This is a genomic window from Sulfitobacter sp. 1A13421, from assembly GCF_043557285.1.
Lineage (GTDB): Bacteria > Pseudomonadota > Alphaproteobacteria > Rhodobacterales > Rhodobacteraceae > Sulfitobacter > Sulfitobacter faviae.
In genome coordinates, this window is sequence record NZ_JBIFFQ010000012.1 from 86,831 (window position 1) to 102,747 (window position 15,917).

The window sequence follows — 15,917 nt, forward strand, 5'->3', positions numbered from 1 at the left end:
GCGCTCAGGTCAGGTGCCGCGCCCGCGCGCCGCGTTCGATCGCGGCGGCGTGGAGCCGGTCGATGTTAAGCTCATAGCGGATTTCTTCGAGCAGCCGCAGCTCGGCCTCGTCCAGCGTGCCATCGGCGGCGGCCACGTCGCAGGCCAGCGCATAGGCCGTTTCGTTCAGGCGTTCGGGCAGGGCTTCGCGGATCAGACCAAAGAGGGCATCAAGCCCGTCTTCCTGCTCAAACAGGTCAAAGACCGTCTTGCTGATCGTCGCCACGCGATCATTGTCATAGCCCGAGAAGACCGGCAGCAGGTTCAGCGCGGATTCGATTTTGACCAGTTCGGCGGTGCGGATGTCCTCATCCGAGGCCGAGACCGCGATCATCAGCGCGACAAGGCTGTCTTGGGCGCTGAGCGAGAGGGAAGATGTGTCGGGCATCGCGGTATCCTTTGCACAGGTATGTTGCGGTGCAGAATATTGACCCTCAGGGAGTGACGCAATAGGAACGGGCGACCCCGTGCGCATTGGGCGCATGGACGCCAAAAGATGGATGATCTGACATGTCCGAGACCCGAGACGCGGCACTTAGCAGCAAAGCATGGCCCTTTGAAGAAGCGCGCCGGGTGCTCAAACGCTATGCAAAGAAGCCGCCAGAGAAGGGTTACGTCCTGTTCGAGACGGGCTATGGCCCCTCGGGCCTGCCGCATATCGGCACCTTCGGCGAAGTGCTGCGCACCACGATGATCAAGCGCGCCTTTGAAGAGATCAGCGACATCCCGACCAAGCTGGTGTGTTTCTCGGACGACCTCGACGGTATGCGCAAGGTGCCGGGCAACGTGCCGCAGCGGGAGATGCTGGAAGAGCATATGCACAAGCCGCTGACCTCCGTGCCGGACCCTTTCGGCACGCATGAGAGCTTTGGCCATCACAACAACGCCATGCTGCGCCGCTTCCTCGACACCTTCGGTTTTGAGTACGAGTTCTATTCCGCGCGCGAATTCTACCGCTCGGGTCAGTTCGACGAGGTGCTGCTGCGCGCTTGCGAGAAGTACGACGAGATCATGGCGGTGATGCTGAAGTCGCTGCGCGAAGAGCGCGCGCAGACCTATTCGATCTTCCTGCCGATCCACCCCGAAACGGGCCGCGTGATGTATGTGCCGATGAAGGAGGTCAACGCCAAGGACGGCACGATCACCTTCGACGACGAGGACGGCAACGAGATGACCCTGCCGGTCACCGGCGGCAACGTGAAGCTGCAGTGGAAGCCCGATTTCGGCGCCCGCTGGGCCGCGCTCGACGTCGACTTCGAGATGTACGGCAAGGAGCACGCCACCAACACGGCGATCTACGACCGCATCTGCGAGATCCTCGGCGGCAAGAAGCCCGAGCATTTCAGCTATGAGCTGTTCCTCGACGAGAACGGGCAGAAGATCTCCAAGTCTTCCGGCAACGGCATCTCGATCGACCAGTGGCTGACCTATGCCAGCACCGAGAGCCTGTCGTATTTCATGTTTCTCAAGCCCAAAACGGCCAAGCGCATGTATTTCGACGTGATCCCCAAGGCGGTCGACGAGTATCACCAGCAGCTGCGCGCCTATGAGACGCAGGACGTGAAGGCGCGGCTGAATAACCCCGTCTGGCATATCCACGGCGGCGATGTCCCGAAGTCGGATATGGTGGTGCCTTTCTCAATGCTCTTGAACCTCGCCTCCGTGTCGAGCGCCGAGGACAAGTCGCAGCTTTGGGGTTTCATCCAGCGCTACGCGCCCGAGGCCACGCCCGAGACCAACCCCGGCATGGATGCGGCGGCAGGTCACGCGGTGCGCTATTTCAATGACTTCGTGAAACCTACGAAGGTGTTCCGCGCGCCCACCGATCTGGAGCGCGAAGCGCTGGAAGACCTGCGCGACCGGCTCAAGGGCTGGGACGGCGGGCTGGATGCCGAGGCGCTGCAAAGCATGGTCTTTGCCGTGGGCAAGGAGCGTTTCGACCCGCTGCGCGACTGGTTCAAAGCGCTGTACCAAGTGCTGCTGGGCGCCGATCAGGGGCCGCGGTTTGGCGGCTTCATCGCGCTTTATGGCGTGGAAGAGACCGTCGCGCTGATCGACGATGCGCTGGCCGGCAAGCTGACCAGCGCGTGAAACTTTTGCCTCTGCCCTTGCGTGACTTAGATCATTCAGCAAGGGCAAGGGGGAAAGGCAATGCGCAAAGGGATGTTCACGTTTTTCGGAGGGCTGGTGCTATCAGCCCTCCTGAGCTTTGGCGCGATGGCGCAGCAGGCTGAGATCGAAGAGACGATCAACCGCCAGTTCGACGCTTTTCGCGCGAATGATTTCGCCGCCGCATTAGAATTCGCCACGCCGAATTTGCAGCGTTTTTTCCAAACCCCTGAGAATTTCCGCAGCATGGTGAGCAATGGCTACCCGATGGTGCAGAACCCGGCGGAGGTGCGGTTCCTTGACCGGCGCGCGGATGGGGCGCGTTTTTATCAGGTAGTGCAGGTGGTTGATCCTCAGGGGTTCACGCATCTGTTGGGCTATCTGATGGAACGGACGGAGGCGGGCTGGCGCATCGGCGCGGTGCAAATCCTCGACGCGCCGGGGGCCAATGTCTGACCATTGTTGCGCGGCTCCCGCGCGGCGGGGCAAATGCGGGTTAATACATCGTTGATACTTCCCTGACCTCGCGGTTCGGCCCTCGCCGAGCCTGAGCAGTTGAGCGGCGCGCCCCGGTGGGAGGTGCGGACCGGGGAAAGGAAAAGCGATGAACAAGGCGATTACCGATGGCGTGGTGTTGATGCCCACCCCCTTTGCGGCGGGGCTGGATGTCTGGTCGAGCGGCGATGGCACGCCGGGGTCGGACACCTATGAGAACGCGGCAAATGCCGCTTTTGTCCCCGCGGATCAGGACTTTGGCGGGGCGTTGGAACTGCTGAAGACGCAAGCCACGCAACGGCTGCGCTACATGGGGCAGATCCCGCTGCTGCCGGGCTGCTATCTGCGGGTCACGGCGCGGGTGAAGGCGGTGAGTGGCAACCTGCCGACGGTGCGGATCGCGGGCTATCCGGCGCAGGCGGGCGGGGGCCGGGTGAGCGGCGTGACGGAGGCCGGGCCGTCGGTCACGCTGACGGCCTATGGCGAGGTGGTCGAGGTCAGCGCGATCATCGGCAGCGGCGACCGCGGCGGGGTCGATATGGTCTGGGGCACCGGGGCCGTCTATGGGCATTTCGGGTTGGACCTGACCGGGCCGACGGGCGGCGTGGTGCGGATCGATGATATCGTGATCGAGGATGTCACCTCGATCTTTTTGCGGGACATGCTGGCGCAGGTCGATGTGCGCGACTTTGGTGCGGTGGGCAACGGGGTGAGCGACGACTCCGCCGCCTTCGAGGCTGCAAATGCCGCGGCGGCGGGGCGCACGGTGCTGGTGCTTGCGGGGAACTACCTGCTGAACGGGGATGTGACCTTTGACACGCCGGTCAAATTCGAGGGCCATGTGACCATGCCGGTGGGGGCGGTGCTGTTGCTGCGCCGCAATTTCGATCTGCCCAGCTATATCGAAGCCTTCGAGAATGAAGAGACCGCTTTTCTGAAAGCCTTTCAGGCGCTCTTGAACAACGCGGATCACGACTCGCTCGATATGGGGGGGCGCAAGGTGAATGTGACCGGGCCGCTCGACATGCAGGCGGCGGTGCCGGACAAGACCAGCTATGCCACCCGGCGGGTGATCCGCAACGGCCAGCTTGAGGCCGCGTCGAGCAGCGCTTGGGACACGGTGGTGGTGACGTCGCAGGCGCGCTACGCGGCCTCGGACGCGCGCAAGCTAACCAATGTGACCAATATCGCCAATGTGCCGGTGGGCGCGCTGGTCGAAGGGACCGGGGTGGGGCGCGAGATTTATGTGCGGTCCAAGAATGTCGCCACGCAGGAGATCACGCTCAACGCGCCGCTTTACGATGCGGAGGGGACGCAGAGTTTCACCTTCCGCAAGTTCCAGTACATAGTGGATTTCAGCGGCTTCGCCTCGCTGTCGAAGTTCGTGCTCGATGATATCGAGTTCCAGTGCAACAACCGGTGCAGCGCGATCAACCTCGCGCCCTCGGGGCTGATCTTTCACCTGCGGGACTGTTTCGTCAGCCGCCCGAAAGACCGTGGCGTCACCTCGATCGGCGGGGGCTGTCAGGGCATGTTGATCGACCGCTGCCAGTTCCTGTCGGCGGAGGATGCGCTGACGGTGCCGAACCGGACCTCCATCGCGCTTAACACCAACGCCAACGACGTGAAGCTGCGCGACTGCCGTGCGACCAAGTTCCGCCACTTCGCACTGCTGGCGGGGGGCAACAGCATCGTGACGGGCAATCACTTCTTTCAGGGGGATGCGGTCGATAACGGTGTGCGCTCGGCGGGGCTGATCCTTGCTTCGGCCCATACCAGCGCGGTGGTGACCGGGAATTACGTCGACAATTGCTTTATCGAATGGACGAATGAGCAGGACCCGACCCCGGCCTTCACCACGGGCTATTCGTTCAGCGCGCTCAGCATCAGCGACAATATCTTTCTGTCCGGGGAGGTGGCCCCGTGGTTCAGCTATATCGTGGTAAAACCTCATGGTGCGGGGCATTTCCTGAGCGGGGTGACCATCACCGGCAACCGGTTCCGCAGCCTTAACGGCAGCATCGACCGCGCCGAGCGGGTGGATACGACCTTTGCCGATCTTGACCTGTCGCGATGCAAGAACGTGGTGATGAAGGGCAATTCCTTCCATGCGGTGACCACGCAGGTCGAGAATATGGCCGAGATCGAGTTCACCCAGTCGACCCCGTCAGAGACTTGGGTGATTGATACCGCTGGGCATCTGCCTTTCGAGGGGCAAGCGCTCAATAGCGACGCGGTGGTGGCCCATGGGGCGATCCGCAACGGCAACAACGTGGCGCAGTTCGACATGCCTTATGTGAAACACGCCGAAGGGCCGGACCGGGATCAGCTGCATGTGGTTTGGCCGACGCCGGTGAAGGGCAAGGTCTCTGTCATGGTGCGGATGGACAACCGCTAACCGTGGCGCTGCGCTGAGGTGATGAACGGCCCTGCCGGAGATCGGCGGGGCCATTTGCTTTAGAACTTCCGCCAGAGGCTGAGGGTCAGGGCGGTATTTTCCGGCGCGTCGAAGGGGATTTCGCTGCCCAATTGCAGGCGGTATTTGCTGAAGCTGGGCGACAGCACGACGGAGGGCGCGAATTTGGCGTAGGTCTCGCCGCCAGTATAGGTAAGAAAGACCTGCGCCATTCCGGTGGTCACGGGGGCGAAGTCGAGCCCGGCGGTGCTATCGATCTTTATGACTTCTTGCGAAAACCCGAACTCCCAGCGGGCAGAGGCGTCGACGGTCAGCCAGCCGTTCCGTTCGCCCAATGTGAAACCACGGCCCCAAGACAGCCCGGCCCTGAGGTGGGGGGAGATGAGTTCCCCCGACCAGCTTGCCCCGGCGCCAATGTCATAGGCCCAGCGGCCCGTGTCACTCGGCTCTCCCAAGGGGAAGCGTAGGAAGACGGTGGCATGGCCGCTTTGCAGGCCAAAACGGCTTTGCGCGGTGTTGAGGTCGAAGCCGAGTGTGAGCCGCTCGCGCAGCCCGTATTCGATATAGGTGCTTTGGGAGAGGTCGTAGAAGTAAGTCGCCGAGAAGGAGCTTGAGATGAAGGTCGTGCCTTCCTCGCGCAGCCACGGCCCGGCGTGGGCGGCGGTGGGGCTGAACTGGCAGGCCAGTAGGGTAAGGCAAAGGGCAGATCGCATGGCAGGCTCCTGCTGCGATCTTGGTTAATGGCGGTTAACAAATCGTTGCTTGCCGGGAGGAAGGTGAAAACCCGGCGCCGAGGGCACCGGGTTTTGCAGTTGCAATGTCAGGGTCGCCCGACGTGGGCTCAGACGTGGGCCTTGTTGCCGCGGGGGCCTGCGATGAGCCAGACGATGAAGCCCAGCACTGGCAGGATGATGATGCCCAAGACCCATGCGATCTTGGCCGCGCCCGAGGCGCTGGAGGTGACGACCTGATAGATGGCGTAGATGTCGGCGATGAGGATGATGAGCCCTAAAAGTCCATATTCCATTGTTTGATCCCTCTCGAATGCGTGCGTGTCTATTGAGTGATCAACCCAACGCCGCGCGCAATTGTTCCCGGACCGCGCCGCGCCGGGGCTAAGCCGATCCCCGCCAGTCTGCCCGTATTGCGGGAACCGGCACCGCCTGCCTTGGGTTTTGTGGGTACAGCAATCATGAGAGGAACAAGCCATGACTGACACGACAGCACCCGCATCGCTGGTTTCTTCGGACAACGTGAACGGCACCGCCGTTTTCGGCGCGGATGGGACCGAAATCGGCCATATCGACCACCTGATGATCGACAAGAAATCCGGCAAGGTCGCCTATGCCGTTATGGGCTTCGGCGGCTTTCTGGGGCTCGGGGAAGAGCATTATCCGGTGCCGTGGAACGCGCTGAACTATGACCCCTCGCGCGATGGTTTCATGACCAACATCGACGAGGCCACAGTCAAAGGCGCGCCGGAGCGGACCGAGCAGTGGCACAGCGACCGCGCATGGCAAGAGCGGACGTTCGATCACTACGGCGTGCCTTATTACTGGATTTGATGGGCGCTCCAATTGGTTAGGGGAGGCGATGACGCCTCCCTTTCGCTGCAGCGATATTCCGGGGAGCCCATTGTTTTCGCGCAGCGGATCGGGTCTGATGAAAGTGCGGCTGGTTTGGCCGTGATTGGAAAGGAATCCCCGATGCGCCGAATGATCGCTCTCGGCCTGCTGCTGACCCTTGGGGCATGCGGCGTGCCATTCGTACCCTTCATTTGATTTAGGAGAACTCTTCGATGGAAGCCTTTCTTGATACGCTTGGCGCGGTGGCGCTGATCGCGCTCGTGGTGGTCGGGCTTGCCGCCGGGGCCATTGCCGGGGCCGTGGCCGGCCGGAACCGAGTTCTTTACCTCGTTCTGGGTGTCGTCGGCGCCGTGGCGCTGCCCTTCATCCTTGCCGCGCTGGGCGTGACGGTGGTGGCCGCGGGGGGCTTGCTGTTGCTGCTGGTCGTCGCTGCAATCGGTGCTGCGCTGGTGTTGGCCTTGGTGGCGGCGCTGCGACGGTAGTTGCGGTGTTTTAGTGTTGGAATTGTTCAAGGGCCACCCCGAGCAGTGCGGCCCTTTCTCTTTAGCGTTTACGGCGTTTTACATTGCCGCCACGCATGCCGCCGCGGCCTGAGGTGCTGCGGCCTGAGGCTTGCTGCGCGGCATCGACGGCGCGGTCGACTGCCTGCTGCCGCGCCATCGGATCATCGGCGACGGCAAGGTCCACGGCCTCCAGCCGTTTGACTTCGTCACGCAGGCGCGCAGCCTCTTCGAACTCAAGGTTCTCGGCGGCCTTGCGCATATCGGCGCGCAGCCCGTCGAGCACGGCTTGCAGGTTGCCGCCCGCCATCGGCTTGTCGACCTTGGCGGTGACGCGGTTCATGTCCACGTCGCCCTTGTAGAGCCCGGCGAGGATGTCCTCGACGTTCTTTTTGACCGTGGCCGGGGTGATGCCATGTTCCTCGTTATAGGCGATCTGCTTAGCGCGGCGGCGCTCGGTCTCGCCCATGGCGCGCTCCATCGAGCCGGTGATGCGGTCGGCGTACATGATGACGCGGCCTTCGGCGTTCCGCGCGGCGCGGCCGATGGTCTGGATCAGCGAGGTTTCGGAGCGCAGGAAACCTTCCTTGTCGGCATCGAGGATGGCGACCAATCCGCATTCGGGAATGTCGAGCCCCTCGCGCAGAAGGTTAATCCCGATCAGCACGTCAAAGGCGCCCAGCCGCAGGTCGCGCAGGATCTCGATCCGCTCGATCGTGTCGATGTCGGAGTGCATGTAGCGCACGCGGATGCCCTGTTCGTGCATGTATTCGGTGAGGTCTTCGGCCATGCGTTTGGTTAGCACGGTGCAAAGCGTACGGTAGCCATCGGCAGCCACGCGGCGCACCTCGTCGAGCAAGTCATCAACCTGCATTTCCACGGGCCGGATCTCGACTTGGGGGTCTAAAAGGCCGGTGGGGCGGATGACCTGTTCCGTGAAAACGCCGCCGGTCTGTTCGATCTCCCACGCCGCGGGGGTGGCCGAGACAAAGACCGACTGCGGGCGCATGGCGTCCCATTCCTCGAACTTCAGCGGGCGGTTGTCCATGCAGGAGGGTAGGCGGAAGCCATGTTCGGCCAGTGTGAATTTGCGCCGGTAGTCGCCCTTGTACATGCCGCCGATCTGGGGGACGGAGACGTGGCTTTCATCCGCGAAAACGATGGCGTTGTCGGGGATGAACTCAAACAGGGTGGGGGGTGGTTCGCCCGGTGCGCGGCCCGTCAGATAGCGCGAGTAATTCTCGATCCCGTTGCAGACGCCAGTGGCCTCCAGCATCTCGATGTCGAAATTGGTGCGCTGCTCAAGCCGCTGCGCCTCCAGCAGTTTGCCGTCGGCCACCAGTTGGTCAAGCCGGGTGCGCAGCTCTTTCTTGATGCCTTGGATGGCCTGCTGCATCGTCGGTTTCGGCGTCACATAGTGGCTGTTGGCGTAGACGCGGATTTGCTCGAAGGTGTCGGTCTTCTCACCTGTGAGCGGGTCGAACTCGGTGATGCTTTCCAATTCCTCGCCAAAGAAGGACAGCCGCCAAGCGCGGTCGTCAAGGTGCGCGGGGAAGATTTCAAGACTGTCGCCGCGCACTCGGAAAGAGCCGCGCTGAAAGGCCGCGTCGTTGCGCTTGTACTGCTGGGCGACCAGATCGGCGATGACCTTGCGCTGGTCGTACATGCCGCCCGCTTTCAAGTCTTGCGTCATCGCGCCGTAGGTCTCGACGCTACCGATGCCGTAGATGCAGGAAACCGAGGCCACGATGATCACGTCGTCACGCTCCAACAGCGCGCGGGTGGCGGAGTGGCGCATCCGGTCGATCTGCTCGTTGATCTGGCTCTCCTTCTCGATGAAGGTGTCGGAGCGCGCGACATAGGCCTCGGGCTGGTAGTAGTCGTAGTAGGAGACGAAGTATTCCACCGCGTTGTCGGGGAAGAAGCCCTTGAACTCGCCGTAAAGCTGCGCCGCCAGCGTCTTGTTGGGGGCGAGGATGATGGCGGGGCGCTGCGTCTCTTCGATGACCTTGGCCATGGTGAAGGTCTTGCCCGTCCCGGTGGCGCCCAGAAGCACCTGATCGCGCTCGCCCGAGTTCACCCCTTCGGTTAGTTCCTTGATCGCCGTGGGCTGGTCGCCCGCCGGGTCGAATTCGGTGACCAGTTTGAACTTATGGCCGCCCTCCAGTTTGGGGCGGTTGCGCACGTCTGGGGCGGGGTTTGCCAGCATCGGCATCCCCTCGGTCTTGTCGGAATGGGCATAGGGCATCGCGGGTATCCTTCGTCAAGCTTCCCATAGGTGCCCTCTTTCACGCGGGGTTCAAGGGGCAGGGGGGCGCGAAGGGCGCTTTTGCCGCTACTTCATCAACCGTTTGCGATTCTGTCGCACCTTGCGGGCCAGAGGGGCGAGCGAGGCGTCCATGATCTGATCGGGGCGTTTGCCCAGCATCATGGCCTGCGTCCCGGCGGTGAAGGCTTTGACCATGGCCGGGCCTTTCTCGGCCACCATGCGGTTGCTCTCACCGGGGCGGGCGGGCAGCGCGCCTGCCATGCCCAAGAGGCGCAGCGACATCACGATCTGGGTTTCCACCGCGAGGGCGGCGATCTGGCTTTGTAGGGCGAAGAGGGCGAAGGGGGTCATATGGAACACTCCAATGGGGTGATCTTGATGTAGTCTCTGCACCGCAGCATGGTAGGGTTTATTTGCGCGGGCCTGCATTCCCTTGCCCCTTGGCACGGAATATTAGATAAAGCCCGAGGTTATTGAAGCGAGAGTCCCGAAATGCGCGCACGTATCTACCAACCCGCCCGTACAGCGATGTCCTCCGGCACGGCCAAGACCCGTGTCTGGCTGCTTGAGTTTTCGCCCGCGGAAGCGCGCAGGGTCGATCCGCTGATGGGCTGGACTTCGTCAGATGATACGCAAAGCCAAGTGCGCTTGCAGTTCGACACCCGCGAAGCCGCCGAAGAATACGCCCGCGATCACGGCATCGACGCGCAGGTGCAACTGCCCAACAAGCGCAAGCCCAACGTCCGCCCCGGCGGCTATGGCGAGAATTTCGCGACCGGTCGCCGTGGGGCGTGGACGCACTGAGGGTTGTAAATCGGGATAGAGTTGCCTCGGAATCGGCGCATAGATTTCGCGAACCTCTCCGTATCTCAAGATGCTGTGCGTGCTGAATGAAATTCAGCTATATATAGCAGTTCGGGAATGGCGCAGGCTTCGTGTCGTTTTAAGGCTACATGACCTGTTCGATCTGAGGCTAATCTAAATGAGGGTCAGTTCAATCAAGCATTGCAATGTGAAACCCAGCATAAAGTGTCCACTATCGGGTTTTTTTGACCACTCCGGCACGGATCAAATCACCATCGACAACCCGGGTTGTCGGTGGTTTCTTTTTACTTCAATGACTTAATGCTGATTTGGCGATTTGCGCCTACTGACTTTGGCCTGGGCCCGCGGAGTGCCCTGATGCCATTGACCTAGGCGGTGCAATGTTCTCATAACGTTCTCAAGGATCCGGATCCTCTGACTGAAACCCTTGGCAGCCCCGCGCTGCCAAATGCTGGTCGCCAATCGAATGGCGGACCGGCTCAGAGAGGACTTCCAATGCCCCGAATACCGTTTGCCGATGTCAGGTTCCCTCCCGAAGACCTGCCAACTGAATTCGAGCTCAACACGCGCCTGAAACGTTTCCTGTGGCGGTACAGGGAGAACATGGAGAATCCTCCCGATGAATTGAGCGTGTCGGAAGAGGACCGGGCAAAGATAGAGCGCCGGACGCAAAAATATCTCCGCAAGGTCGTGAACCAATCCGGGTTGGCGCACCTCGACAGAAATGACCGTGCGCGGGTCGAGGTCTTCCGGAAGGGTGCAATGCTTATGCCGGTCGAGACCGAACATCGCGCCGACGAGATCGCCAGCGCCATTCATACCGCCATGCCGTGGATGGCACCTGCCACCGATCGTCTTTGGCGGGACATGCGCGCTTCGGTCCGCAACGGCGATCCTGCGCCCCTTGTCCGACCGATGCTTCTCGTTGGTCCGCCAGGGATCGGGAAGAGCCACTGGGCGCGCCTGCTGGGGGGCCTACTCTCCGTTCCAACGACAATCATCGAAGCCACAGGGGAGCCCGCCTCGTTTGCTGTGACGGGGTCTCAGCGAGGCTGGGGATCGGCGAGCCCGGGTAAGGTTCTGGAAGGGATCATGGCGTCTCAAATAGCCAATCCTGTAATCGTGATTGACGAGATAGAGAAGGCTGGGGATGTGCAGTCATTGGGCGGTCAGCGGTTTTCTTTGACCGAGGGTCTTTTGCCGCTCCTTGAGAGGACTACCGCGCGCCACTGGTCATGTCCGTACTTCCGCATCGGCTTCGATATGTCCTGGATTACCTGGATCCTGACAGCCAATAGCCTGCGTGGTCTGTCAGCACCTTTCTTGAGTCGCTGTCCACCCACGGAACTGGCTGCCCTGACGCAAGAACACCTGATCGGATTTGCCGAACGGGAAGGAGCGCGTCGCGAACTTCCTCAGGATGCCGTTGATGCGGTCAAGGAGGTCATCGAGGCCATCCGGACCCCGCACCACGTCAGCCTGAGATCGGTCATTCGAATGCTGGATGCTGTCGAGCAGGCAATGAACCGCCCCGTGTTGCACTGAGAAGAATTATCGCGAGGGGATGGCAATGCCCCCCGACCTCCGTCGTTCATCAAACATGCCTTTTTCAATTTGGGAGTTCCTCGTGGACAAGAAACCTGCGCAGCCCCACTGGGCCAAAAAAATACGTTCCGCCATCAAAGCCGCCGATGGTGGCCCTTCCGAAACTAACCTCGCCGAGGCACCTGTGCTGAACTACTGGCGACCCCACGTATCTCGCCACGGCGCACCAATCCTTTGGGGCATGGTGTCGGGGCACCCGAGACTTGCGGGCGGTTGGATCATGACCTCACAGCTCGTCGCGGTTGACGCCTGCCGGGGTTGGGCACGCACGGCATCCCGGTGGTATGCGCTGGGTCGCCAATTCTCCGACTATGAGAGGTCCATAGCCAAGGGCCTCGGGATGAACGAGGCACCGTCCGGATTCGTGCAGATCGAAGTTCCTGGGTATCGGCCGCTCGATGACTTGTCGCTGCTTGATGAACTGTTGGGGGCCTGGCGAGAACGTATGGCGTTCCACGACAATGGGGAGGGATGACATGCGTGACGAGGATGGTCCCAAGTACTTCGATTTCGAAGAGCGGCAACGGCAGAAAGCGCGAGCTCGGCAACGAGACGAGGAGCGGCTGGAACGTGGGGAGATTTCCCGCGCCGAATTGCAGCGTGAGAACATGCCATTTCGGAAGCTCAGGCGCGACAAGGTTGCCATCTACAGGAACAAGAAGACTGGCGAGTTCGTATGGACGTCTTTCGAGCGGAAACGCGAGGCCGAAGATGGCAGTGAGGATTGACGTTGCACAACAGGGGCCGGCCGCAATTCGGCGTGTGACAGGCTTACGTTCTGGTGGTGTGACAGCGGGGACTTTGTGCCGGCAATCTCTCGCGCGGGGCGGCACCTTGGACATAGGATCGCGGGAGTAAGGTTTTATGTCTGGTCCCGACCGTGCAGGGAGCTTAAAAACTTACATTCGCCCTGTCGGTACGACGCGACGGCCCAAACCAGACCTTCGAGCCAAGCGCGGCGAAAGCCCAGTCTCAGCCCCTTAGCGGACGTGCCATTCTGTTGTTTGGGATGTCTTCTGGCCCACACCAGTCGTGATGTCGAAGGCGGCAGAAGGCCTGTGTCACCCCAAAGAAGACGGTGGTGTGCGAAGCAGCGTTCAAGACCGGTCGCTTCTATTTGTCAATGTCGTCGAAAGTCGATCGCATCGCATGAGGCCGCACGGTTTCTTCCTTCTCGCGCGTCACGATGTGAGTCCAATCCGTATCGCTCTCGTCCTCCTCGTCCCGCTCACGTTTGCGTTCTTCGATCTCATCAATCGAGCGCCCGACCTGATCACGGGCTTCTTCGACTAAAGCAGTGGCTTCGGTGTCCACGCCAATCGCCTCCACGCGATCCAGAAAGTCGAGCAATTTCACGAAATGGCTATCGGGTTCGTCGTCGAGATCGGCATCTGACGAAATCTCATCGATCCGATCTTCGAGGGATGGCAAGATCGTGGTCCGCAATCCCATACCCATGCCGACCAACTGTAACGGCGACAGTAGGCCGAGCATGTCCTCTTCTTCGAAGAAAGAGGTGTCAAGCTCATCTTGCACCGCTGACACGAGCCTGTCTGCTGCTTCCTCGCGCAGATGGTCTAGCAAGAGTCCTAGGCGATTTGCGCGTCCGTGGGTGGCAAGCTTAGGGTCGTCGACAACGGGACTGGACCGCCAAGACAATCGCTCCAACAAATCTGGATTTTGCTGAACCGCTTTGAAGAAAACCACCTCGCTGGCGCGATAGTAGAGAAAGTGGAACAGCATTCGATTTCGATGAAGTTCATCGGGGGTCCGGCCGAGGCGGGCGACCAGAGCGTCGTCCAGTGTGGTCGGGATGACCAGTGCATCTCGGATGAGCGGGCTTCCTTCGCATGTAAAGCTTCCGAGGATGGTGTCGATAGGAGCGCCGCGGATCAACGCCGCCATCATATGTGGCTTCTGCCGCATGACCTCAGTCAGGGCGTCCGAAATCGTCGGGTGTGCGAAGGTCCACCTGGGGCCGGAGAGCTTCAGGAACGACCCCTTCAACTCGGCGAAGCTATCTTGAATCTTGGTGATTGAATACCCGGTCAGATCTGCGACAGCCTTCGCAGCCTGTTGGTCATAGTCACAAGGATCAAAACCGGCTTGATGAACATAGACCAGAATAAGCGCCGCCTGCAGCTGATCATCCAAGGCGTTGACAGTATCGATCAGGTGCTCGGTCGGCTCTTCCATGAAGCGGACAAGCGATGTCTTGCGTGGTGCCAGCCCTTTGGTAAAGTTCGGGTCCCCGAGCCGTTCGGCAATGCCGGGAAGAAAATTCTCGACTGCTGCCACGGCCGCAAGGTGCGGTTTCACGTTAGATCGCCAACTTTGACTCTGTTCGCCGAAATTGATGTGGTTATACAGGATCTGGGATTTTTCAGCGAAATTTAGATCGCCCACGTCTACTACGGCGCTTCCGTCTGTGAATTGCGCTAGATTGCGCTGGCCTAGTTGCCGCCGCGCACCCTCATAGATGTGCTTACGCGACGTCAGCAGAAAGCGATTGCCGTGCTTGATCGCCGCACGCAATTTTGAAAACGCTGAGGCCCAGTCTTGGACATAATCGTCGCGCAGCACGTTCGGACCGAATGCGTCATCGATCCAGAAGAATCGACCGGGGTCGTTCGGGTTCCAGCCCGTCTCGAAATCACGGGGACTGGTGAGAGCTAGGACCGTACTGTCTGGGTTCTCGGATGCTATCGTTGAAATGATCGCCCCGATCGCCGATTTTCCGCTCGATGGATTGCCGAGCAGGAGCACAACTCCATGATCAGAGATGGCATTGACGGCTTCGCGATGGGCCTTGGTCGGAACATAAGTTCGCAGCTTCGGAATCCAACTATCGAGGAGCGCCCGACTCTGTTCACTGAGCCGCTCGTCGACGATCGAAGTCAGATCGCCAAGACCATAGACCTGTGGCACGAGGGCGCGCAGGCGAGCGCTGCTCCGGATGACCCTGACGATATATTGGCTGCCTAAGATATGCGGCTTGCGCACTCCGAGCTCTCGCAAGCGAGCGCGCATCTTGGCAGCGACAGGCGCATCGATGCTCATGTTGGTCATGAACACGTACGTGTCTGCTAGACCAGCATGTACCAGCTCCTCGACGTGTTCGATCTCGCCCGACAGGTCGCCCGCCTTCAGCGCCTTGCGCGCTTCTGAGGTGTGCTTGCACTGAATCGTGCCTATGGCGGGGGCGCGGGCATCAGGACTCGACGGTATCAGAAACACCGCGTCCTGGCCGCCATCCTGAGCTTCCCGGAAAATCTCGACTGGACGGCTAAGCACCACCTCACAGACCTGCGAGCACAGATCCTGAAATGCACGCCAGCCGATCGTATGTAGCGCGAGATCGCTCCATGGACCGTGCGCGCGACGCTCTCGGGCTGACACAAACTCAGTCATTTCAGTGTCGCCTTTCACGCAACGGCGACCATGGCTTGCGCTTGTGGCGGTTCAGGCAGGTCCTCATCGCGGAAAAAATGCCACATTGAGCGCACAACCTCCTTCAGCATTTCGCTTTCGTGACCCTGTTCCCTCGCGCGCTGCAAAGTCTGATAAACGACTTCGGGGATTTTCTGGGTGTCATTGTTCGGCTCCACGCCGAAGGGCTCGCAGGCAGCTGCAAGGCACTCGGCGTGAATTTCCGGGGTGATATCTTGTTTGAGGCGGTGTTCCAGCGCATTGCCGAAGTGCGCATAGCAATCGCTGACAAGGTCATCGGTCGGGGCGGCATCGAACACTTGATCCGGCTTTGCGAGCTTGCTCAAGGCAAGGTCTGTGGCGGGCTTGCGCTTAGCTTCGGGCAGATGGTAATCACAATCCCAGAGCAGGAAAGTCGGAATGCCCAACTCACGGAAAATGACATAGGGGCGGTCGAGATTGGACTTCCCCTCAGCCGACAGGATAGCAATCCCTGCGGCCTCAAAGTTCACGCCCAGCATCCTTGCCGTCGCCGTCAGCGCCGCTTTATCGCTGCGGCCCTCAACTATGTGAACAAGCATGCAATTTTGACCCCGTAGAGGGGTGATCGGCGTCCAAAAATGACCCCCTTACACTGATGTGGA

At 60.7% G+C, this 15,917-nt stretch carries 16 protein-coding genes; 9 read left to right on the forward strand and 7 right to left on the reverse strand.

All coding sequences use genetic code 11. The features are described 5' to 3' along the window. Positions 1 to 4: 4 nt before the first annotated feature. Complete coding sequence (locus ACGYLI_RS16640) at positions 5 to 427, reverse strand: tellurite resistance TerB family protein (protein ID WP_342851951.1); 423 nt, start codon at positions 425 to 427, stop codon at positions 5 to 7. Between the two features lie 122 nt (positions 428 to 549). Between ACGYLI_RS16640 and ACGYLI_RS16645 the strand changes: the two genes are divergently transcribed. The 3 genes from ACGYLI_RS16645 (at position 550) to ACGYLI_RS16655 (ending at position 5,041) form a co-directional block, all read left to right on the forward strand. Next, positions 550 to 2,130 (forward strand): lysine--tRNA ligase, encoded by a 1,581-nt coding sequence (locus ACGYLI_RS16645; protein ID WP_394419954.1) that lies wholly within the window; start codon positions 550 to 552, stop codon positions 2,128 to 2,130. 60 nt (positions 2,131 to 2,190) lie between these two features. Beyond that, complete coding sequence (locus tag ACGYLI_RS16650) at positions 2,191 to 2,604, forward strand: DUF4864 domain-containing protein (protein ID WP_209217053.1); 414 nt, start codon at positions 2,191 to 2,193, stop codon at positions 2,602 to 2,604. A gap of 148 nt (positions 2,605 to 2,752) precedes the next feature. Next, positions 2,753 to 5,041, forward strand: coding sequence for a right-handed parallel beta-helix repeat-containing protein (locus ACGYLI_RS16655; RefSeq protein WP_394419955.1), 2,289 nt, complete (start codon positions 2,753 to 2,755; stop codon positions 5,039 to 5,041). A gap of 59 nt (positions 5,042 to 5,100) precedes the next feature. Here ACGYLI_RS16655 and ACGYLI_RS16660 read toward each other — a convergent pair whose 3' ends face one another. Together ACGYLI_RS16660 and ACGYLI_RS16665 are read right to left on the reverse strand one after the other, a co-directional pair. After that, positions 5,101 to 5,772, reverse strand: coding sequence for a hypothetical protein (locus ACGYLI_RS16660; RefSeq protein ID WP_394419956.1), 672 nt, complete (start codon positions 5,770 to 5,772; stop codon positions 5,101 to 5,103). A 128-nt stretch (positions 5,773 to 5,900) separates the two neighbouring features. After that, a complete protein-coding gene (locus ACGYLI_RS16665) occupies positions 5,901 to 6,086 on the reverse strand; it encodes a PLDc N-terminal domain-containing protein (RefSeq protein ID WP_067268122.1) in 186 nt (61 codons plus the stop codon). A 181-nt stretch (positions 6,087 to 6,267) separates the two neighbouring features. Here ACGYLI_RS16665 and ACGYLI_RS16670 point away from each other — a divergent pair, with 181 nt between their 5' ends. Both ACGYLI_RS16670 and ACGYLI_RS16675 read left to right on the forward strand, forming a co-directional pair. Then, entirely contained in the window at positions 6,268 to 6,624 is a 357-nt protein-coding gene (locus ACGYLI_RS16670; RefSeq protein WP_067268120.1) for a PRC-barrel domain-containing protein, read from the forward strand. 233 nt (positions 6,625 to 6,857) lie between these two features. Then, positions 6,858 to 7,127 carry a GlsB/YeaQ/YmgE family stress response membrane protein gene (locus ACGYLI_RS16675; RefSeq protein WP_394419957.1) on the forward strand — a complete coding sequence of 90 codons (270 nt, stop codon included), beginning with the start codon at positions 6,858 to 6,860 and terminating at the stop codon, positions 7,125 to 7,127. Between the two features lie 61 nt (positions 7,128 to 7,188). Here ACGYLI_RS16675 and uvrB read toward each other — a convergent pair whose 3' ends face one another. Together uvrB and ACGYLI_RS16685 are read right to left on the reverse strand one after the other, a co-directional pair. After that, a complete protein-coding gene (uvrB, locus tag ACGYLI_RS16680) occupies positions 7,189 to 9,393 on the reverse strand; it encodes an excinuclease ABC subunit UvrB (protein WP_394419958.1) in 2,205 nt (734 codons plus the stop codon). 87 nt (positions 9,394 to 9,480) lie between these two features. Further along, on the reverse strand, positions 9,481 to 9,765 hold the full coding sequence (locus ACGYLI_RS16685) for an antifreeze protein (protein WP_271692309.1): 285 nt from the start codon (positions 9,763 to 9,765) through the stop codon (positions 9,481 to 9,483). Positions 9,766 to 9,906: 141 nt separating this feature from the next. On the opposite strand from ACGYLI_RS16685, the gene ACGYLI_RS16690 reads away from it, so the two are divergent. From ACGYLI_RS16690 to ACGYLI_RS16705, 4 genes are all read left to right on the forward strand, one after another. After that, positions 9,907 to 10,218: an ETC complex I subunit gene (locus tag ACGYLI_RS16690; protein ID WP_067268114.1), complete on the forward strand. Its 312-nt coding sequence runs from the start codon at positions 9,907 to 9,909 to the stop codon at positions 10,216 to 10,218. 516 nt (positions 10,219 to 10,734) lie between these two features. Further along, complete coding sequence (locus ACGYLI_RS16695) at positions 10,735 to 11,784, forward strand: AAA family ATPase (protein WP_394419959.1); 1,050 nt, start codon at positions 10,735 to 10,737, stop codon at positions 11,782 to 11,784. A 25-nt stretch (positions 11,785 to 11,809) separates the two neighbouring features. After that, complete coding sequence (locus ACGYLI_RS16700) at positions 11,810 to 12,319, forward strand: DUF6634 family protein (RefSeq protein WP_394414429.1); 510 nt, start codon at positions 11,810 to 11,812, stop codon at positions 12,317 to 12,319. Position 12,320: 1 nt separating this feature from the next. After that, positions 12,321 to 12,572, forward strand: a complete 252-nt coding sequence (locus ACGYLI_RS16705; protein ID WP_394414427.1) for a hypothetical protein — start codon at positions 12,321 to 12,323, stop codon at positions 12,570 to 12,572. A gap of 385 nt (positions 12,573 to 12,957) precedes the next feature. Here the strand turns inward: ACGYLI_RS16705 and ACGYLI_RS16710 are convergent, their stop codons facing one another. Beyond that, a complete protein-coding gene (locus tag ACGYLI_RS16710; RefSeq protein WP_394419960.1) occupies positions 12,958 to 15,255 on the reverse strand; it encodes a hypothetical protein in 2,298 nt (765 codons plus the stop codon). A 14-nt stretch (positions 15,256 to 15,269) separates the two neighbouring features. Then, complete coding sequence (locus tag ACGYLI_RS16715; protein WP_394419962.1) at positions 15,270 to 15,854, reverse strand: TOPRIM nucleotidyl transferase/hydrolase domain-containing protein; 585 nt, start codon at positions 15,852 to 15,854, stop codon at positions 15,270 to 15,272. Positions 15,855 to 15,917 lie beyond the last annotated feature (63 nt).